The 18,411-nt window shown below is 59.5% G+C and carries 17 protein-coding genes; 7 read left to right on the top strand and 10 right to left on the bottom strand.

The features are described 5' to 3' along the window. Nucleotides 1–420: 420 nt before the first annotated feature. Entirely contained in the window at nt 421–759 is a 339-nt protein-coding gene (locus tag OH720_RS09360) for a DUF6124 family protein (protein ID WP_272605351.1), read from the top strand. A gap of 106 nt (nt 760–865) precedes the next feature. Here the strand turns inward: OH720_RS09360 and ampC are convergent, their stop codons facing one another. Continuing rightward, the gene (gene ampC, locus OH720_RS09365; RefSeq protein ID WP_442967308.1) at nt 866–1,969 is read right to left on the bottom strand and encodes a class C beta-lactamase; all 1,104 of its coding nucleotides are present in this window, start codon (nt 1,967–1,969) and stop codon (nt 866–868) included. A 157-nt stretch (nt 1,970–2,126) separates the two neighbouring features. Continuing rightward, nucleotides 2,127–3,473: a 2-hydroxycarboxylate transporter family protein gene (locus tag OH720_RS09370; RefSeq protein ID WP_272605353.1), complete on the bottom strand. Its 1,347-nt coding sequence runs from the start codon at nt 3,471–3,473 to the stop codon at nt 2,127–2,129. A 129-nt stretch (nt 3,474–3,602) separates the two neighbouring features. Between OH720_RS09370 and OH720_RS09375 the strand changes: the two genes are divergently transcribed. Next, nucleotides 3,603–4,520, top strand: coding sequence for a LysR substrate-binding domain-containing protein (locus OH720_RS09375; RefSeq protein ID WP_272605354.1), 918 nt, complete (start codon nt 3,603–3,605; stop codon nt 4,518–4,520). Between the two features lie 39 nt (nt 4,521–4,559). On the opposite strand, the gene leuD is transcribed toward OH720_RS09375, so the two are convergent. Beyond that, the gene (leuD, locus tag OH720_RS09380) at nt 4,560–5,165 is read right to left on the bottom strand and encodes a 3-isopropylmalate dehydratase small subunit (protein WP_272605355.1); all 606 of its coding nucleotides are present in this window, start codon (nt 5,163–5,165) and stop codon (nt 4,560–4,562) included. A gap of 3 nt (nt 5,166–5,168) precedes the next feature. Further along, nucleotides 5,169–6,590 (bottom strand): 3-isopropylmalate dehydratase large subunit, encoded by a 1,422-nt coding sequence (leuC, locus tag OH720_RS09385; protein WP_180204928.1) that lies wholly within the window; start codon nt 6,588–6,590, stop codon nt 5,169–5,171. A gap of 284 nt (nt 6,591–6,874) precedes the next feature. On the opposite strand from leuC, the gene gabP reads away from it, so the two are divergent. Further along, a complete protein-coding gene (gene gabP, locus OH720_RS09390) occupies nt 6,875–8,275 on the top strand; it encodes a GABA permease (protein WP_272605356.1) in 1,401 nt (466 codons plus the stop codon). Nucleotides 8,276–8,292: 17 nt separating this feature from the next. On the opposite strand, the gene OH720_RS09395 is transcribed toward gabP, so the two are convergent. Next, nucleotides 8,293–9,225: a universal stress protein gene (locus tag OH720_RS09395; protein WP_272605357.1), complete on the bottom strand. Its 933-nt coding sequence runs from the start codon at nt 9,223–9,225 to the stop codon at nt 8,293–8,295. A gap of 694 nt (nt 9,226–9,919) precedes the next feature. Here OH720_RS09395 and OH720_RS09400 point away from each other — a divergent pair. Continuing rightward, nucleotides 9,920–10,660, top strand: a complete 741-nt coding sequence (locus OH720_RS09400) for a Mut7-C RNAse domain-containing protein (RefSeq protein WP_272605358.1) — start codon at nt 9,920–9,922, stop codon at nt 10,658–10,660. 75 nt (nt 10,661–10,735) lie between these two features. Continuing rightward, nucleotides 10,736–11,317: a hypothetical protein gene (locus OH720_RS09405; RefSeq protein WP_272605359.1), complete on the top strand. Its 582-nt coding sequence runs from the start codon at nt 10,736–10,738 to the stop codon at nt 11,315–11,317. Here the strand turns inward: OH720_RS09405 and OH720_RS09410 are convergent. After that, nucleotides 11,287–12,552 carry an NADH:flavin oxidoreductase/NADH oxidase family protein gene (locus OH720_RS09410; protein WP_272605360.1) on the bottom strand — a complete coding sequence of 422 codons (1,266 nt, stop codon included), beginning with the start codon at nt 12,550–12,552 and terminating at the stop codon, nt 11,287–11,289. The two genes, OH720_RS09405 and OH720_RS09410, sit on opposite strands and share 31 nt — an antisense overlap. A gap of 214 nt (nt 12,553–12,766) precedes the next feature. Between OH720_RS09410 and OH720_RS09415 the strand changes: the two genes are divergently transcribed. Then, a complete protein-coding gene (locus tag OH720_RS09415) occupies nt 12,767–13,771 on the top strand; it encodes an acetoacetate decarboxylase (ADC) (protein ID WP_442967274.1) in 1,005 nt (334 codons plus the stop codon). A gap of 53 nt (nt 13,772–13,824) precedes the next feature. On the opposite strand, the gene OH720_RS09420 is transcribed toward OH720_RS09415, so the two are convergent. Next, a complete protein-coding gene (locus tag OH720_RS09420) occupies nt 13,825–14,268 on the bottom strand; it encodes a MerR family transcriptional regulator (protein WP_272605362.1) in 444 nt (147 codons plus the stop codon). A gap of 121 nt (nt 14,269–14,389) precedes the next feature. Here OH720_RS09420 and OH720_RS09425 point away from each other — a divergent pair, with 121 nt between their 5' ends. Further along, nucleotides 14,390–15,220 (top strand): alpha/beta fold hydrolase, encoded by an 831-nt coding sequence (locus tag OH720_RS09425; RefSeq protein WP_272605363.1) that lies wholly within the window; start codon nt 14,390–14,392, stop codon nt 15,218–15,220. An 807-nt stretch (nt 15,221–16,027) separates the two neighbouring features. Here the strand turns inward: OH720_RS09425 and OH720_RS09430 are convergent. Genes OH720_RS09430 through OH720_RS09440 form a run of 3 tightly spaced genes read right to left on the bottom strand, consistent with a single transcriptional unit; the run spans nt 16,028 to nt 18,341 of the window. Further along, complete coding sequence (locus OH720_RS09430) at nt 16,028–17,095, bottom strand: maleylacetate reductase (protein WP_272605364.1); 1,068 nt, start codon at nt 17,093–17,095, stop codon at nt 16,028–16,030. 21 nt (nt 17,096–17,116) lie between these two features. Continuing rightward, entirely contained in the window at nt 17,117–17,503 is a 387-nt protein-coding gene (locus OH720_RS09435) for a nuclear transport factor 2 family protein (protein ID WP_272605365.1), read from the bottom strand. Then, nucleotides 17,496–18,341 carry a dioxygenase family protein gene (locus OH720_RS09440; RefSeq protein ID WP_272605366.1) on the bottom strand — a complete coding sequence of 282 codons (846 nt, stop codon included), beginning with the start codon at nt 18,339–18,341 and terminating at the stop codon, nt 17,496–17,498. The genes OH720_RS09435 and OH720_RS09440 overlap by 8 nt, the downstream gene beginning before the upstream one ends. Between the last annotated feature and the right edge of the window lie 70 nt (nt 18,342–18,411).

An 18,411-nucleotide genomic window follows, 5' to 3' on the forward strand; every position in this document is an offset into this window, starting at 1 on the left:
GTCCATTAAATACAATGGTTGCAGCTATATAACAACGGCCATTAGTAAAAAGGAATTTGTAACAGCGTGCGGTAAAGATGAGCGTAGGCAAGAGCCTTCAACTGCTTCGGAGATTTCCTGCAAACCGTGGCGATATGCGTGAACTGGTGCACTTGGGTGGGCGTCGATACCCTTTTTCGGCCGCTGCAAAATCAGCGGTCGGACGTGGAAGTCTGATCTTTTGCTACTGGCGCGCAATCGCTCGTGAACACCTGTTGGCGTTTTTTATGTCAACATTGTCGTGTTATGGCGGCTGTGCGCGGAGCACTCGCGAGTGCGCCGGGTTCCAGTAGCCCCGGTCTTCCACACCGCGCATAGCTGCCACCCTAATGTGGAAATGAAGGTGGATAGCTCCCCATAACATGCTACTGGAGCTTCACCATGAAAAAAGTAACTCCTGGCCCTCCCGAATCCTCAGCCGCCCCCCTCGAGCCCGTCCCACTCTCCGACATCACCGAACCCGTCGTCAGCGCTCGTCTGCGTAACCCCAGGCAATCCGATCCGGTCAGCCATATATTCACCATCGTCCCCGGCGTCGACACCGCAACCCTGCTATGCCACGCCTGCGAAACCCTCGCCTCCCTGAACGTCCTTGTCACCGATCTGGCCTGTGAGCTGGAAAGCTCCAAGCGCAATGTGGCGCTGTCGATTCAACAATTGGCAGTGGTGGGGGAGTTGCTGGTGAATCGGGCGCTGGACAACATCGACCCACCGCAATAACGCTAATCCTCTGTAGGAGCGAGCATGCTCGCGAAAAACCTGAGATCGCAGTGGGGTGTCTGGTTTCCCGCGTCATCGTTGACGACCATCGCGAGCATGCTCGCTCCTACAGGGCCAAAGCGCTCAGAATCTTGTGGGCAATTTTGACCCGCTCCCCATTCGGGTAGTTCTTATTGGCTAGAATCACAACACCCATATCCTTCGATGGCACATACGCAACATAAGCCCCGAACCCCCCGGTTGAACCGGTCTTGTTGACCAGCACATTCTCAGGCTGTGGTTGTGGCGGATTCAGCCACTGGACTGGGTGCGCCTGCATGGCCATCGGCGTCGAGTTCCCCGCCAGCAGGCGATCAAGGCTAACCGGGTAACGATACATCTCCCAACCAAGCCCCTGAGTCATGTCGCCCACGCTGTAGTAACCAGTATGGGTCAAGGCGATCGCCTGTCGCAGGGGCGTCTCCAGGCTGGCCGGTTGCAAGTTGGCCTGAACAAAACCGATCAAATCCGCAGCGCTGGTTTTCACCCCGTAGGCTTCGGCATCCAGCGCCCCCGGCCCAACCCGCACAGGTTTGCCCGCCTTGTCGTAGCCCTGGGCATACCGCGTCATCTGCTCCTGCGGCACCTTGAGCCAGGTGTGTTTCAGGCCGAGTTTGGGCAGCAGGGTGTTGGCCATGGCGTCATCGAAGGGCTGGCCCATGCTGTGGGCGGCGAGGTAGCCGGATAAGCCGATGCTGGGATTCGAATACAGGCGGTGGCTGCCAATGGCGTATACGGGTTTCCACTGTTGGAAGTAGCCGAGCATTTTCTCGGCCGAATCCGCCTCGGCAGGGAATTGCAGGGGCAAGCCGCCGGCGCTGTAGGTGGCCAGCTGCAACACGCTGATGTGGTCGAACGCGCTGCCGCGCAAGGTCGGCAGCACTGTGCTGGCGTTGTCGGTCAATGCCAGCTTGCCGGTGGCCTGGGCGTAGGCGAGGAGGGTGGCGGTGTAGGTTTTGCTGACCGAGCCAATCTCGAACAGGGTGTCTTGCGTCACCGGGCTGCCGGTCTCTTTTGAGGCCACGCCATAGTTGAAGTACTGCTGTTTGCCGTTGAGGGTGACAGCCACGGCCATGCCGGCGATGCCTTGCGATTGCATGACTGGGCGCACGGCGTCGCTGACGATCGATTCGAGGCTGTCCTGCGCGAGCGTCGGGCCTGCAGTCAGCATCGCTGCGCAGACAGCCAGAATCTTCAATCTGCGTGGGTTGAGGGTGTCCGTCACAGGTTTCGCTCCCTTCGATCATGATGAGTCATAGGCAAAAAAAGGTGTTCACCGAAAAGTGAACACCGCTATGTTAATTGAAGGGGGGCCTATGAACTGGCGATTAAACAAACATCCGCAAAAGAATAGTCGCCAGGATCACCGTCGAAGCGCCGCCTATGCGTGTGGAGATCTGTGCAAAGGGCATCAACGACATTCGATTGGACGCTGACAGGATCGCGACATCCCCGGTGCCGCCAAGTCCGCTGTGGCAGCAGGTCACGATGGCCGATTCAATGGGGTACATCTTCATCCAGTTGCCGATGAAGAAACCGGCGACGGTCATGGCGACAACGACGGATACGCAGACCAGTACATAGCCGATGGAAAAGACTTTCACGACGCTGTCGAGCGGGACATACAGCATGCCCAGGCCGATCATGACCGGCCAGATGAAGGCGGCGGAAACCAGTTTGTAGAAAGTGTTTGCGCCTATTTCCAGTTTTTCCGGCAGGACGCGTACGTACTTGAAGAGTACTGCGGCCAGAATCATCATCACGGGGCCGGGAATCCCCACGACTTTCTCAAGCAGGCCGCCCAGGACGAAGAAGGCACAGATGACCAGCACGCCTGCGCCCATCACTCTGAAGTCAATGACCTTGCCGCTCTCTTCCTTGACCTGGAACTTGTCATTTTCGTCCTTGGCACGAATCAGTGAACCCTCGCCATTGAGATGCGGGCGTTTGAGTGCCAGGCGCGCCAGATATCCCGCACAGATAATCGCCGCGATGTTGCCCACCACAGCGGCGGGTGCAAGTTGGGCCACATAGATATCCGGGGTGCCACCGAGGATCGCCGAATAGGCCAGCGACAGCGGCAGGATCCCTTCACCGATACCCCCGCCAATGATCGGCACAATGATGAAGAAAAAGGTGTGGTGGAAGCTGTAGCCGACGAGTTTGCCTACGATCAGTCCACTGCCCACGGCCGCCAGGGTTCCGACGAGCAGGGGTATGAACATCCTCACCATGCCTTGAACCAGGATAAAGCGACTCATGCCCAGGATGCTGCCGACGACCAGGCTGGCAATCACGAAGTACAGGAAGTTGGCTTCCTTCATCAGCATTTTCGTGGCGTCAATCGTGGCCGGCCCGAAGAAGCCGTAGAACACCAGGATCGATGGCAGCATCAAGCACAGGATGGCGCCGCCGCCGATCTCTTTCAAAACGGGCAGGCGCGAACCCAGCTGGCCGAAGAACATGCCCATCGTCATGATGACGGCGAGTCCTCCGATCATGTTTTTCGGCAAAAAGCCCAAGTGCGCCGACAGGTAAACGATCACGGCGATGCCGAGAAACACCGGTAGGGGGATCACCCCGATTTCATAGGCGCACAGGCTGCGCAGGCGTTGACGAAACGCACCCTCACGCACTTCATCAACTTTCAGGGATTGCTCATAAGGCTTGTTCATGTCGCTATTTCCTCATGTTGTTTTTATCGAGGATTCAAGAACTCACGGTTGACCAGGGTCTGGTCACCACTCGGTAAATCGATGCTATCCTTCGCAAATTGAGAGATAAATAGCGGAACCATGCGGCGTATGAACACGAATCGTGATCAATTTCCCTTGCCGGAAGACCTGAAAGTCTTCCTGACCGTCATTCGAAAAAATGGCTTCGCGAGTGCCGCCGAAGAGCTGGGATATTCACCGGCCTACATCAGCAAACGTATTGGCGTACTGGAGTCGACGCTTTCCACGAAGCTGCTGCACCGCACCACAAGGCGCATCGCGTTGACCGACGACGGCGAACGAGCGCGGATATGGGCGGAGAAACTGCTGGGTGACCTCGACGATTTTGTTGGCGAAATTTCCGAAGCGCGGCACCAGCCAACGGGTTCGCTGCACATCTGCAGCAGCTTCGGTTTTGGACGCAACCACGTAGCACCGGCCCTGTGCAAACTGTCGCAGACCTACCCGAAACTCGACGTCCGCCTGGACGTGTTTGACCGCGTCGTCGATATCGTCGGCGAGGGGTTCGACCTGGAGATTCGTGTGGGAGATGACCTGCCGGGTCAGCACCTGGGGCGCAAGCTGGTGAGCAATCGACGGGTGCTGTGCGCGACACCGCAGTACCTGGAACGCAGGGGCACGCCTCGCACGCTGGAAGATTTGCAAAGCCATGATTGCCTGGTGCTCAAGGAGCGCGATAACGCGTTCGGCGTCTGGAACCTGACCAAGGATGGACAGCAGGAGTCGGTGCGTGTCAGCGGCCCGTTGTCCTCCAACAGTGGCGAGATCGTACTGGAATGGGCGTTGAGCGGCGGCGGGATCCTGTTGCGATCGATGTGGGACGTCAAGCCCATGCTGGAGCAAGGGCGGCTGGTGCAGGTACTGCACGAGTACACCCAAAGTGCGAACGTGTGGGCCGTGTACCCCACCAGGCTCAGTGAGTCGGCGAAATTGCGGGTGTGTGTCGAGTTTCTCGAAGCGTATTTCCGCGGTCTGTCGGTGGAGTAATGCGTTGGTGATCGGACACCACCAACGCACACCTTGCCATTACAACCAGGGATTCTCCGCCAGGTGCCGGGCTTCAAAGCTGCGAATTTGCTCTTCACGTTGAAGCGTGGTGCCGATGGCATCCAGACCCAGCAGTAACGATTGCTTGCGCAACTGATCGATCTCGAAAGCGATTACCGCGCCGTCAGCCAGATCGATTTGTTGCGCCGGCAGATTCACGCTGATCTTCGCAGTTTCCGCATTGCTGATAACACCCGCAATCTGTTGCAGCTGCGCCTCGGACACTTGAATCGCCAGGACCCCATTGCGCTGGCAGTTGTCGTAGAAAATGCCCGCGAAACTTGTGCCGATAAGGGCGCGGATACCCACCTGCTTCAAGCCCCAAACGGCGTGCTCGCGGCTTGAACCGCAACCGAAGTTGGGCCCTACCACCAGGAACGCCGCATCGCGCCACGCTGGCTGGTTGAGGATGAATGCCGGGTTTGGCTCCCCGGACTCAAGAAACCGCAGGTCGAAAAACAGTCCCCTGTCCAGGCCCTTGCGATCGATGCCTTTGAGAAACTGCTTGGGCATGATCACGTCGGTGTCGATGTTGGACGCCAGGAACGGGGCGGCGCTGCCACTCACCAGGTCGAAAGGTTGCATGCTTCAAGCCTCCAGGGCGAAAGAACGAACGTCGGTCAAATGCCCGGTTATCGCGGCAGCGGCAACCATGGCGGGGCTCATCAAGTGGGTACGTGCACCCGCGCCCTGACGTCCTTCGAAGTTACGATTGGTGCTGGATGCGCAGCGGTCACCGGCTGCGAGCACGTCGTCATTCATGGCCAGGCACATTGAGCAACCGGATTGGCGCCACTCAAAACCGGCGTCCAGGAAAATTCGCGCCAGCCCTTCTTCTTCAGCCTGGTTACGCACCAGGGTTGAGCCGGGAACGATCATTGCCCGGACATGGGGAGCAACATGCTTGCCGCGCACGACACGGGCGACATCACGCAAGTCTTCAATGCGGGCATTGGTGCAGGAGCCGATGAATGCATGGCTGATCACCACGTCGCTCAGGGGCATTCCGGGTTCCAGGCCCATGTAGTCCAACGCGCGTTGCATGCCCTGGCGCAGGATGAGGTCTGGTTGCGTGGCGGGATCCGGCACATACCCGCCCACCGGCGCGGCCTGGTCGGGGCTGGTCCCCCAGGTGACCATGGGCTCCAACGCGTCGACGTCGAGCGTGACTTCGCAATCGAACACAGCGCCTTCGTCACTCCGCAGGCCTCTCCATTTGGCGACTGCCTGCTGCCACATTTCACCTCGGGGGGCGCGGGGCTTGAGTTGCAGATAGGCAAAGACCTTATCGTCCGGCGCCATGAATGCGCCCCTGGCGCCAGCCTCCACGGCCATGTTGCAGATGGTCATCCTGGCTTCGACGCTGAGGTCGTTGATCGCCGGCCCTGCAAACTCGATCGCGTAGCCGGTGGCGCCCGATGCGCCGATTTTTTCGATCAGCGCCATGATGATGTCCTTGGACGTCACGCCTGTCCCCAGTGTGCCGTTGACCGTGACCCGCATGGTCTTCAGGCGCTTGTAGACCAGCGTCTGCGACGCCAGCAGGTGTTCTATTTCAGAAGTGCCAATGCCGAAGCCGAACGCACCTAATGCGCCATAGGTGGTGGTGTGGCTATCGCCGGCGGCGACGACCATTCCCGGCAGGATAAATCCTTGCTCGGGAGCCACGACGTGCTCGATGCCCTGGCGTTTGTCGAGGACGTCAAACAGTTCGATCCCGAAGTCGCGGCAGTTTTCTTCGAAGTACGACACCTGCCGTGCGCCGCCGGCATCCGGCATCGTGGCAATGCGCACAGGCGCTGTCGGGTTGACGTGGTCGACGACCGCCAGCGTCGCACTCGGGCGCCAGGCCTTGCGGCCGGCTTCACGCATGCCGCTGAATGCTTGCGGGCTGGTGTATTCATTGGCGACCTGGCGGTCAATGTACAAAAGCACATGGCCCTGGTCGTCGAGAGAACAAACGGTGTGACTGTCGATGTGCTTCTGGTAGAGCGTTCTGGGGCTGTTCATGGGGTGGGCTCTTTCTCTGTCTTGTGCGAGATCACGGGTTCAACGTATGAACAGCATATTCATCGCAAATTCTGCATCAAGAGCGCTAAAGTGATGACGTTGCACACGGATTGTGAATAATTCGCGCCAGGTGTTAACCCACTACCGGTGGGTGACCGATGAGTTCTGGCTGCGAACGAACACCTCGCCAGTGTCGAGATCAGGTACGGAGGCGGCGCGATCAGGTAATTGATTTGGCGGAGAAGCCGGGTAAGGTGGCGCATCTTTTTGTCGCGGTGCCAACAATGACAAGCCCTAGTTTCAAGGATTCGAACGGCCAACTGGCGCAGGGCTTCAAGCCTCGTCACGTCACCATGCTTTCCATCGCCGGCATCATCGGCGCCGGATTGTTCGTCGGGTCGGGGCATGCCATCGCGGCCGCTGGCCCGGCCGTCATGCTGGCCTATCTGTTCTCCGGCCTGCTGGTCGTGCTGGTCATGCGCATGCTCGGGGAAATGGCGGTGGCCAACCCCGATACCGGATCGTTCTCGACCTATGCCGACCAGGCCATCGGGCGCTGGGCCGGCTTTACCATCGGTTGGCTTTATTGGTGGTTCTGGGTCCTGGTGATTCCGATCGAAGCGCTGGCTGCCGGCCATGTGCTGCACCAGTGGTTTCCCCAGGTCGATGCCTGGCTGTTCGCCCTGGGTTCGATCATTGCCCTGGTGGTGACCAACCTGTTCAGCGTGTCCAAGTACGGGGAGTTCGAATTCTGGTTCGCCATGGCCAAGGTGGTGGCGATCATCGGTTTTATCGCCCTGGGTTTCGCGGTGTTGATGGGCTGGATTCCCGAGCGCGAAGCCAGCGGCCTCAGCCAACTGATGGCGCAACACGGTGGCTTCGCCCCCAACGGCCTATCGGCGGTAGTCGGCGCCTTCATCACCATCATGTTCAGCTTTATCGGCACTGAAGCTGTGACCATTGCCGCCGCAGAATCCAACAACCCGGCACAGAACATCGCCAAGGCAACGCGTTCGGTGATCTGGCGCATCGGGGTGTTCTACGTGTTGTCGATTTTCGTGGTCATCTCCGTGGTGCCCTGGAATGATCCGCTGCTGGCTTCCGTGGGTTCCTACCAGCGCGCCCTGGAAATCATGAACATTCCCCACGCCAAGTTCATGGTGGACGTGGTGGTGCTGATCGCCGTGGCCAGTTGCATGAACTCCTCGATCTACATTGCCTCGCGCATGCTGTACTCGCTGGGCCGTCGTGGCGATGCGCCGAAGGCGCTCAAGGCGACCTCCTCCGAAGGCGTGCCGCGGGCAGCCGTCATCGCCAGCACCGTGCTGGGCGCCGCGATCACCGTATGGAGCTACTTCATGCCCGCCGGCCTGTTCGAGTTCCTGCTTGCCAGTTCCGGCGCCATCGCGTTGTTGGTGTACCTGGCGATTGCCGTGTCGCAGTTGCGCATGCGGGGCATGCTGCGCCGGCAGAAGGTCGAGCTGACCTTTCGCATGTGGTTGTTCCCGTGGCTCACCTGGCTGGTGATCCTGTTCATCTGCGGGGCGCTGGCGGTGATGATGATCACGCCTGAACACCGTACCGAAGTGAGCACGACCATCGGCCTGGCGCTGGCGATTTCCTTCATCGGCCTGGTGACATCCCGTGAGCCGGGGCAGGCTGCGCGGGCGACCTCGGCGGGTTAGGTGGCCTGTTGTGGCTCCTAAGTATGTGGCCGATGGTTATGGTGGTGATACGGCCAGGAGAATGCCACGGCATCTGCCGATGTGCCGTGTGAGGGGGCTGCCAGTTCCTCCAGGTGGGTGATGATGTCGTCCGGCTTGAGCACCAGTACATCGCTGTCCAGGGTGTCCAGGATCATCTCGGCGGTGTTGCCGATCAATGCGCCGGCCAGTCCGGTGCGGGCCACGCTGCCGATCACCGTGAGCACGGCTTCGAGCTTGTGCGCGATGTACGGGATCAGCACATCGGCCGGACCTTCCTCGATGTGCAGGCGATCATCGCTGACATTGAATTCGGCCTGGAATGTCTTGCACAGTTCGCGATAGAGCGCCTGAATGCTTTCCTTGAGCTGGAATACCGAATCAGCCGCCGACAGCATGGGGTAGGGGTGGGCGCTCATCATGTGCAAAGTGCCGCCGGCCAGTGTGGCGATGTCATAGCCGTGGCTGACGATGCCGGAATGCAGGACGCGATGCTCCATGTCACTGCTGCCAGCGTCGATTGCCGCGAGAATGGCGCCACCCGTCCAGGGTCTTGCGCTTTTTACGATAAGCACCGGGCTGGGGCAGTAGCGCAGCAGCTTCCAGTCCTCGGGGGTGAGCAGGGCCTTCGTCAGTGGGTTGTCGGGCAGGTGCTGCTTGATCACCAGGCCGCAGTCTTGCGCTTGTTGGGCGGCGATGATGGTCTTGTATGAACTGCCATGCCAGGCCTGCTCGGTGCTGACGCTGTAACCCTCCTGTACCAGGGTGTTTTGCATGTCGTTCAAGCAGGAGGAATGCTGGTTGCCCTTGTCGCAGGCCAGCAGGTGCAGGTGCGACTGGGTGGCGCTGGCAATCATTTTGGCTCTGTTAAGGGTCAGGTCGTTGGGCTGCTGTGAATCCACCACCACCAAGGTGTTGCGAATGGTGTGCATGAGCGTCTTCCTGTGCGTGAGTACAGTTTTTAGGTGGGGCGGCGGCAGGGGCGTTTTTTGGCCTGTGCCGTTTCGGGTGGGTTGTATGCGTTGGGCCAACCCTTGTCCGCCCGTCAACCGGAAGCTCACTTACCGACTTCATGCACGCGACAGCTAATATCCAATCCTGCCAGCCCGGTCCGATTGTTGACGCTCGAATCGAGCTGGCATTCATTGTTGGAACGACTGCTGATCGCTCATGCAACTGCGCAAGTTGACTCCATCACTGGCGCTGTTCTTCCATGGCATCTATATTGAGTTGTAACGCGGCCGGTACACTGGGTGCCGAAGGAACTGCGTTACGTCCTGTTTATTGCGTTGCTGGCAATGAAACGCGTGAACGTCTGCCGCATTCAATGCCATGCCTGCCTGCGCCTATCCGCCCGCGCCAATACGCCGCGCAGGTGGATACCTCCAAACTTGGTGAAATCAATCGAGTTGTTTTAGTGCGCGCACTATTGCGCGCTCAACTCGGTTGGTGATTATGAGGCCATTCTGCTAAAAGTTCCGTCAGCTGGTCGACTGACTTAGTTGATTTTCACCTAAGCCCTCTCTGAACAAACCCTATTCGATCTGATGAAAACGCGCCGTGGCCTGCCGCAGCTGATGTTCGCCCTGAACTCACTCATCCCGCAGGCCTGCCATACTGTTGAACATGACCAGCGCAACCTTCCGCTTCTACGAGGAGCTCAACGATTTCCTGCCGGCCGAGCGGCGGCGGCAGTCATTCACTTGCGAGTGCGCACGAGGGGCGACGGTCAAGCACATGATCGAGGCGCTCGGGATACCGCACACGGAGGTCGAGCTGGTGCTGCTCAACGGCGAGTCGGTGGGCCTGGACCGGGTGATCTTCGACGGTGACCGGCTGGCGGTGTATCCCAAGTTCGAAGCGCTGGACATCAGCCCGCTGCTGAAGGTGCGGGCGCAACCTTTACGGGTGCTGCGCTTCGTCGCGGATGCGCACCTGGGCGGGCTGGCCAGCCTGTTGCGCATGAGCGGCTTCGACACGCTCTACGACAATACCTTCGAGGATGGCGAGATCGCCGAAATCGCCGCAACCCAAGGGCGCATCGTACTGACCCGCGATCGCGAACTGCTCAAGCGGCGGATCATCAGCCACGGCTGTTACGTGCATACCCTGAAGCCGTCGTTGCAGCTGCGTGAAATATACGAGCGCCTGGACCTGGCGCGTAGCGCGCGGCCCTTCAGCCTGTGCCTGCATTGCAACCTGCCGCTGCACGAAATCAGCGCGGAACTGGCCCGCTTGCAGGTGCCGCCACGGGTTGGCACGCTCTATTCGCACTTCCTGCGCTGCGACGGCTGCCAACGGATTTATTGGGAGGGTTCGCACTGGCGCGGCATGTGTGCACTGCTGGCACCTTTGCTGGATCGATAACTGATCTTGCAACCAGACGATCACTTTTGCGCTGCTATGCTGATTACATCTGTTTCCATACTCGAGACGAGTAGCATGGCAGCACAAGGCACGCATTCCCCGCTCATCTTCAAGGCCATGGCCTACCCGGCTGGTGTTTTCCTTGTCGCGGGAGCTGCCATGAAGCTGCTCGACACTTACTTCGAACTGTCGTTGTTGGCGGCTACCACGGGCTGGCTGCTATTTTTCTGGGATTGGCTTTTGCTGGAAACGCCAATGCCCAATTGGTCGCTGCTGCTGATAATCGCGATTCTAATCGGTACGCTGTCCGTAGCGATTTTCTACGCCCGTATCACGGATGGCATCGACGGCGAGTTACACGAGATAGAGCGAAAAGTTTACAAAAAGAACAATCCGCAGTTTCCACGACTGACGGAAAACCAGACGCTGTTGATGGAAGCCCTGGCCTATCATGCGAACTTCAGGAAAGTGGCCAACCTGGACTCGGTTTGCAAGTTGGTCTCCCTCAGCACGCTGGAAGTCGAAGTCGGTCTGAAGCAACTCCAGACCAAACGTCTTGTGAAGCAAAAAGTGACGAGGGGGACGTTCGGCGCCACCATTTTTGAACTGACCCTGGCCGGCAAGGATTATGCGCTGGAGCGCTTTGAGTTGACGTAGTACCACGTCGAACGCTTTTCAATCCATCGCCGATATTGGCGAGTGCGCCATGCATTGGCGAGCTGTTGCAGGATCAGCGCGCGCAACGGTGACACTTTCGGATCGGGTTTTTTATTCTGACTAAGTTTGCGCAACTGAAACTTGACGACCGCCATGTTGGCCAACGAGGCGATGGCTTTGTTCTTCCAGGTGATCGGCGGTAATTGCGGCGCGTTGTCGTTACCCAAGAGCCATTCACGAGGCAGTTGCGGATCAATGGCCAGCGCCGTCCCGATGCCCACCATGTCCACGCCACTCTGGACGACCCTGTCGGCAACGGGACGTCGTCGCACGCCGCCGGTGACCATCACGGGCATCCTGGCGACGGTCTGGATGTCACGGGCGAACTCAACGAAATAGGCTTCGCGAGCCAGGGTGCGACCGTCGCGCGCCTCGCCCTGCATGGCGGGTGCCTCGTAGCTGCCACCGGACAACTCCACCAGATCCACCCCCCGATCGTTGAGCAGTTCAACCACCTGCCTGGCGTCATCGGCGGTGAATCCTCCCCGTTGGAAATCGGCGGAATTCAGTTTGACCGCCACCGCAAAGTCCGGGGAAACCGCTGCCCTTACAGCATCGACGATTTCGAGTAACAGGCGCGCGCGGTTTTCCAGGGAGCCGCCCCATTGGTCCGTGCGTTGATTGGTCAGCGGGGACAGGAACTGACTCAACAGATAGCCATGGGCGGCGTGGATTTCCACGCCGGTGAAACCGGCCTGTTCGCCAAGCTGTGCGGTGCGCGCAAAGCGCTGGATGACCTCTTCAATCACGCTGGGGGTCATTGCGTGAGGTGTGGCGAAATGCCTGGACATTGTGCCCAGGTTCAGCGGTACAGCTGACGGCGCCCAGGTCTTTTGCCCAAGGTTTGCCTGCATCTGGCGGCCCGGGTGATTGATTTGCAGCCAGACCTGCGCACCTCCGGATCGACCGATTCGTGCCCAGCGCTTGAACTTGTCCAGTTGCTGGTCATCCTGCAGCACCACGCCGCCGGGGCCGGTCATGGCACGGCCGTCGACCATCACGTTGCCGGTGATAATCAGGCCGGCCCCCCCGTCGGCCCACGCCTGGTACAGGCGCATCAGATCTTCGGAAGGTGCTTGTTCGGCGTCCGCCATGTTCTCCTCCATGGCGGCTTTGGCGATGCGGTTCTTGATGGTCGAACCGTTGGGAAGCAGCAGGGTGTCGAACACATTCATGGGGTGGTCCTCGTTTGACGTGGGGCCACCTTAAGATTGAAGTGAGCTTTAAGGTCAATTCCTTTTTCAGCGCCGTTTGAAAACCTTCGTTCGATGCTCAAGGCGGCGCTTGACCTTAAAGTTCAGTTTAACGTTAGGGTGATTTCAAGCCGGCCCCGCAAGCCTGCCCTGGCCGACGCCATCAAGCCGATGCAATCACCTGGAGAGAGACAGATTGAAACTCGCAAGCGCCGTTTTAACAGGACTGCTGTTCAACCCATTGGCCAACCCAGCGTTGGCGCAGGTGCCTGAAATGCCCAGCCACAACGACTCCACCCTGATCGACATAGCCGGTCACCAGGTGCCAGTCGTCAAGGGCGGCTTGTACGATCGCTTTCGCTCCAACCCGCCGTTGTCGGTGATTGCAGCAGAAGTCCCGGGCGTTGATTTGAGCTGGTTCAAAGGGTTGGAAAAGAACAAGGTCGACATTGGCTTTGAGTCGTACTCGCCCAACTTCTACTACCAGAACAGTCGCGTCACGGCGGTCTATACGGCAGACCTGGACAGGCTGCGGGCATTGATGCCGCCTGAAGTACTGGCAAGCGTCCAGCCCCTGCAGATATGGCCAGGCCGAGGCTTGATCGCGTTTACCGCCTACACCTACGAGCACTGCGATAACGACGCCTATAACGAAGTGGCCGTATCGATCATCACCAACAAACCGGGCAAATCTAATTTGGGTCCGCTCACGCTGATTGGCCAGTCGATGTCGGGCGATTTCTGGGGTTATGTGCTCAAGCTGCCGGTCAATACCGAGCTTGCCAGGGTTCGCGGTGTGGTCGGTTACAACCTGCCGAAATGGCTGACGGGCATCGAGCGCAAAGAGGATGCCCAATCGGTCATCTACGACATCACCGACAGCCAGACCGGCAAAGTGGACGTGTCCTTCAAGGCGAAGAAACTCGACGACCTGTCCAGTGACGTCGATATCGTCACCAGCAGTTTCACCAATCTCGATCACCAGGGCCAACTGGCCTATGGATACGCTGTCTCTCGCCAGCTCAGCCACGGCGCCAGCCGGAGCGCGGATTCGGCAATGCTCACGCTAGGCGAGGGCAGCCTGTCGAATTACATCCGCTCCCTGAAGCTGGGGAAAATGATGAAGTACGAATATGTGCCAGCGTTCCAAAGTGCGCTCTATGCGCCGAAGCCGTTAGCGGCGCTGGCTAATGCGCACTGATTCAACGATCCGGCCAAAGCCTGCCAGGCCTTGGAAGCCTGGCAGGTTGCGTCTTACTTGGAAGGCGCAACACCACGGCTGCCAGAAGCCACACCCTCTTCGCGCAGGCGATGCAATAACAACTGCGTATTGTCCGCGCAGCCCATGCCCTCGGGCTTGCTCTCGACGCCCTCGATCACCAGCAGCAATTGCGCTTTATTCTGCGCCAGCCGTTGCTGCAGGATTTCGATTTCCTCAACCTTGCGCTTGAGCCCGCTGAGCAACTCCTCATGGCGCCAACCGCTTGCATTCATCGGCAGCAATTGGCGGATTTCTTCCAGTGAAAACCCCGCCGCCTGTGCGCCCGTGATGATCTCCAGGACCCACTCGGTGTCAGGGGCATAGTCCCGATAGCCGTTGGCTTTGCGCGCGACAGACTTGATCAGGCCGCTCGCTTCGTAGAAACGGATGCGTGAAGGCGCCAATCCGCTGATTTTCGCCAGTTCGCCTATTCTCATAGTCCACCCAAAAAAACCATTGACCTTAAAGTTGACTTTAACCCTAAAGTCATTTGGCAGCCAAGCGGCGCAGGTTTGATGCATTCGGTCATGGCCTCCCTACCACACAGGAGATGCGAGCATGAGTCATGTCACTACGCAGGACGGTGTCGAGATCTTTTACAAAGACTGGGGCCCACGGGATGCCCAAGTGATCTTCTTCCATCACGGATGGCCACTCAGCGCAGACGACTGGGACGCGCAGATGCTGTTTTTCCTGGCCAACGGCTTTCGGGTCATTGCCCACGACCGGCGCGGCCACGGGCGATCCAGCCAGGTCTGGGACGGGCACGACATGGATCACTATGCCGACGACGTCGCGGCCGTCGTCAACCACCTTGGCGTACAGGGCGCCGTCCATGTGGGGCACTCCACCGGCGGCGGTGAAGTCATCCACTACATTGCCCGCCACGGCGAAGATCGCGTGTCGAAGGCCGCGATCATCAGCTCCGTACCGCCGCTGATGGTCAAGACTGAAAACAATCCGGGCGGGCTGCCCAAATCGGTGTTCGATGACTTGCAGGCACAACTCAAGGCTAACCGTGCCCAGTTCTACCACGACGTCCCGGCCGGGCCTTTCTACGGGTATAACCGCCCGGGCGCGAAACCGTCCGAGGGCATCATCCGCAACTGGTGGCGCCAGGGCATGATGGGCTGTGCAAAGGCCCATTACGACGGGATCGTGGCCTTTTCCCAGACCGACTTCACCGAAGACCTGAAAAGCATCAAGATCCCGGTGCTGGTGATGCACGGGGATGATGACCAGATCGTGCCCTATGAAAACTCCGGGCTCCTGTCCGCCAAGCTGTTGCAAAACAGCACGCTGAAAACCTACTCGGGCTTCCCCCATGGCATGCCCACGACGAACGCCGATACCATCAACGCCGACTTGCTTGCTTTCATTCGAGGTTAGGTAACGGGAGGGGCGGGTAGAAAAGCCTGCCCCTCTGCGTAATGCTGTTCACTTAAGCATGGGGTTGTAATAGGGATTGGGGGGGGGGCATATCCATTGCTGCGGTAACGGCCACTTAGGGTTTCGCCCTTACGGCGAGTCCCTTTTGGCAAACGCCCCAAAAGGAACCAAAAGGTCTTGCCCCACCACTCGGTGCCTCGCTAGGGCTCGGCATGCCCTCACTCCGGCATTGCTCCGTGGGTCGCCGCGATGGGCCGTCCCTGGCCCAGCGCGGCTAAACCGGCGTCCTGCCGGTTTCCCCACTGCGCAATGCCTGCGTTCGGCCAGCGTGGTTAACGGGGCACCCAAATCCAAAGCCAAAGCGAGGCGGCCTGACAGCCGACCTGATCTTTTCCAGACCCCCCCAATCCCCTGTAGGAGCCAGCGGTGCGGCGATCCGACTTGCCGGCGAACCAGACGCTGCGGTGTATCTGTTGTACCGCGTTATCGTTCTTCGCCGGCAAGCCTGGCTCCTACAGGGAATTGCGTACGGCTCCCGATCAGGTCGGCTGTCAGGCCGCCTCGCTTTTGCTGTTGCTTTGGCTTTTGATTTTCTTGCCCCCTGGAGAGGCCGAGTGGAGGTTCTCTGTAGGAGCGAGCCTGCTCGCGAAAAACCAGAGAGCACCGCGGGGTGCCAGGATCCCCGCGTCATCGTTGACCTCCATCGTCGGAACGCCGCCCGGAGCCGGCTCGCTCCTACAGGCCGGACGGCGTTCCGTGCTTCCAAATGACTCGCTGTAATTGGATGGACTCGCCCGCGCCGAGGCGTCACTGCGGACGGACGCCGTCAAAAGCGTCTTGCAGCAACTGACGGATTGCCGTTGCTTCGATAGGCCGCGGATTCCAGTAAGGGTTGGACAGTGCGATGTCAGTGGCGCGATCCAGATCCGCCTCGGTCAAGCCAAGATCCTTGAGCCGGGTCGGTGCACCCAGCGAACTGGAAAGATCGAACAGCGCAGCAGCGGGGCTGCAATCATCCACGTTCAGCGCCCGGCTGATGCGCGACAGTGCCGGCGCGGCGGGCTGGTTGTAGGCGATGGCGTGGGGCAGCACGATGGTGTGGGTTTGTGCATGGGGCAAATTGAAGCTGCCGCCCAGGGTGTGGCACAGTTTGTGGTGAAGTGCCATGCCGACGTTGCCCAGTACCGTGCCGCATAGCCAGGCGCCGTACAGGCAATCGCCGCGGGCATCCAGGTCAGACGGGGCTTGGCTGATTTTCTTCATGCCTTCGGCCAGTGCGCGGATGCCTTCTTCGGCCATCAGCGACATGACCGGGTTGCCATCCTGGGCATACAAGCCTTCAGCGGCGTGGGCGATGGCGTTCATTCCGCTGGTGATGGACATGTCCAGGGGCAGGCTGACGCTGAGCTCAGGGTCATAGATCACGGTTTTGGGCAGTACGCGTGGGTCTTTGCCGGTGCGCTTGAGGCCGTTTTCGGTCAGGCCGAATACCGGTGTCATTTCGGAGCCGGCGTAGGTGGTCGGGATCGCCAGGATCGGCAGGCCCGAGTCCATGGCGATGGCCTTGCCCAAACCGGTGGTCGAGCCACCGCCAATGGCTACCGCACAATCGGCACCCAGTTTGCGCGCGACTTCGCGAGCCTCGCGGGCGGTTTCGATGGGCACATGCATGACGGCCTTGTCGAAAATTTCCGCGGCACGACTGCCGAGCAATTGCGCGATGTGCTCAGCCTGGGAACGCTGCTCCGGGGTGCACAGCACCAGTGCCCGTTTGGCGCCCAACCGATCGATTTCCGCTTCCAGTTGTTGCAGCGAGCCCTTGCCGAAAATGACGCGCGACGGTTGGCCGTTATAGATGAAGGGTAGGGTGGACATGGGGCGGTTCTCCGGGGGCAGTTAAAGCGCTGAAGGTTTGGCCATGGGCGTGGGCTGATAAGCGAAAAATTGCCATTGCAGGCCGTTTTTGACCCAGACCGTCAGCGTGCGGTTGTGAATGGTTTTGGCGACGCCATGGGACGTGATGTCGGCTGACATTTCTCCAAAGACGAGGGCGGTATCGCCTGAGCACCGAACGTGATGAACCCGGTGGTCGATGCGGTGATAGACGTAGAGACCGTCTCGGCATTTGCCCAGGTAGCTGCTCAAACTGTCCTGGACGCCGTTGGAGTGGACGTAGGTCAACTGCGGGTGGGACAGCCTCTCAAAGGCTGGCAAGTCACCTTGGCGCATGGCCAGGTAACGTTGCGCCTCAAGTTCCTTGATGACCGTGCTGTCGTTATTCATGGGCTCCTCGAGCTTCGGTCAGGACAAAGTCGAACGCCAAGGTATGGAACGCTTCGCTGATCAATGTGCCGTCCGGGGCCTGGCCGGGTTCTTGCCGGATCCATTGCGCAATCAATGAAGGGCGCACGCCAAATACCGCGTCCGAATCCAGATACGGATCGCCCTCGCGAAATACCTGGGTGTTCAAACGCTGGAAACCTGTGGCGCTGATGTCGAACTGCAAGTGGGCGGGGCGCCATGCATGGCGATTGAGCGATGTCAGCATGTGACCGACAGGCCCGTCGTCAAGGATGGGCTGACCATCGGGCACGACGGTCCAGAAATGGTAGCCCCCGGTCTGGTCGGCTTGAATCAAGGCCTGGCCACCGTCCCGGGTGCCGCCGCCTGCAGTAGCGATCCGCAGCGTGGCACCGGGAACGGGATTGCCCTTGACGTCACGAATCACCCCGCGCACATGCAGCCTGGGCCCGACGTGTCCGGTGTTTATATCGGCGCCCAGATCGTGGATCGTCGCGGCCGGCGCCTCCAGCACAGGGAGGGTTGTGGCTTCGGTGCAGCCCGCGGGCTTCCTGTCGTTCTGCGCCAGCACCAGGGTCGACAGCCCCAAGGTGTGGGAAAGCAGCACGAATTCCTGCCGATCCGCAGAGCTGACCTTGCCCGCCTGGGCAAGAAACGCCATTCCCTGTTGCCACTCTTTTTCCGTCAGTTTGATGTCACGAGCAAAGGCATGCAGGTGCTGCACGAGGCTGGTCATGACTTCACACAAGCGCGCGTCCGTGGCACCACTGTTACGCGCCAATACGGCTTGGGTGATGGAGGCTTCGTCCAGATTGCGCATCGTGACTCCTGAATTTTTCAGATTTTTTCACGCCCTGCCGGCACTCGCGGCTACACCGCCAACCGATCTG

The organism is Pseudomonas sp. WJP1 (assembly GCF_028471945.1).
Lineage (GTDB): Bacteria > Pseudomonadota > Gammaproteobacteria > Pseudomonadales > Pseudomonadaceae > Aquipseudomonas.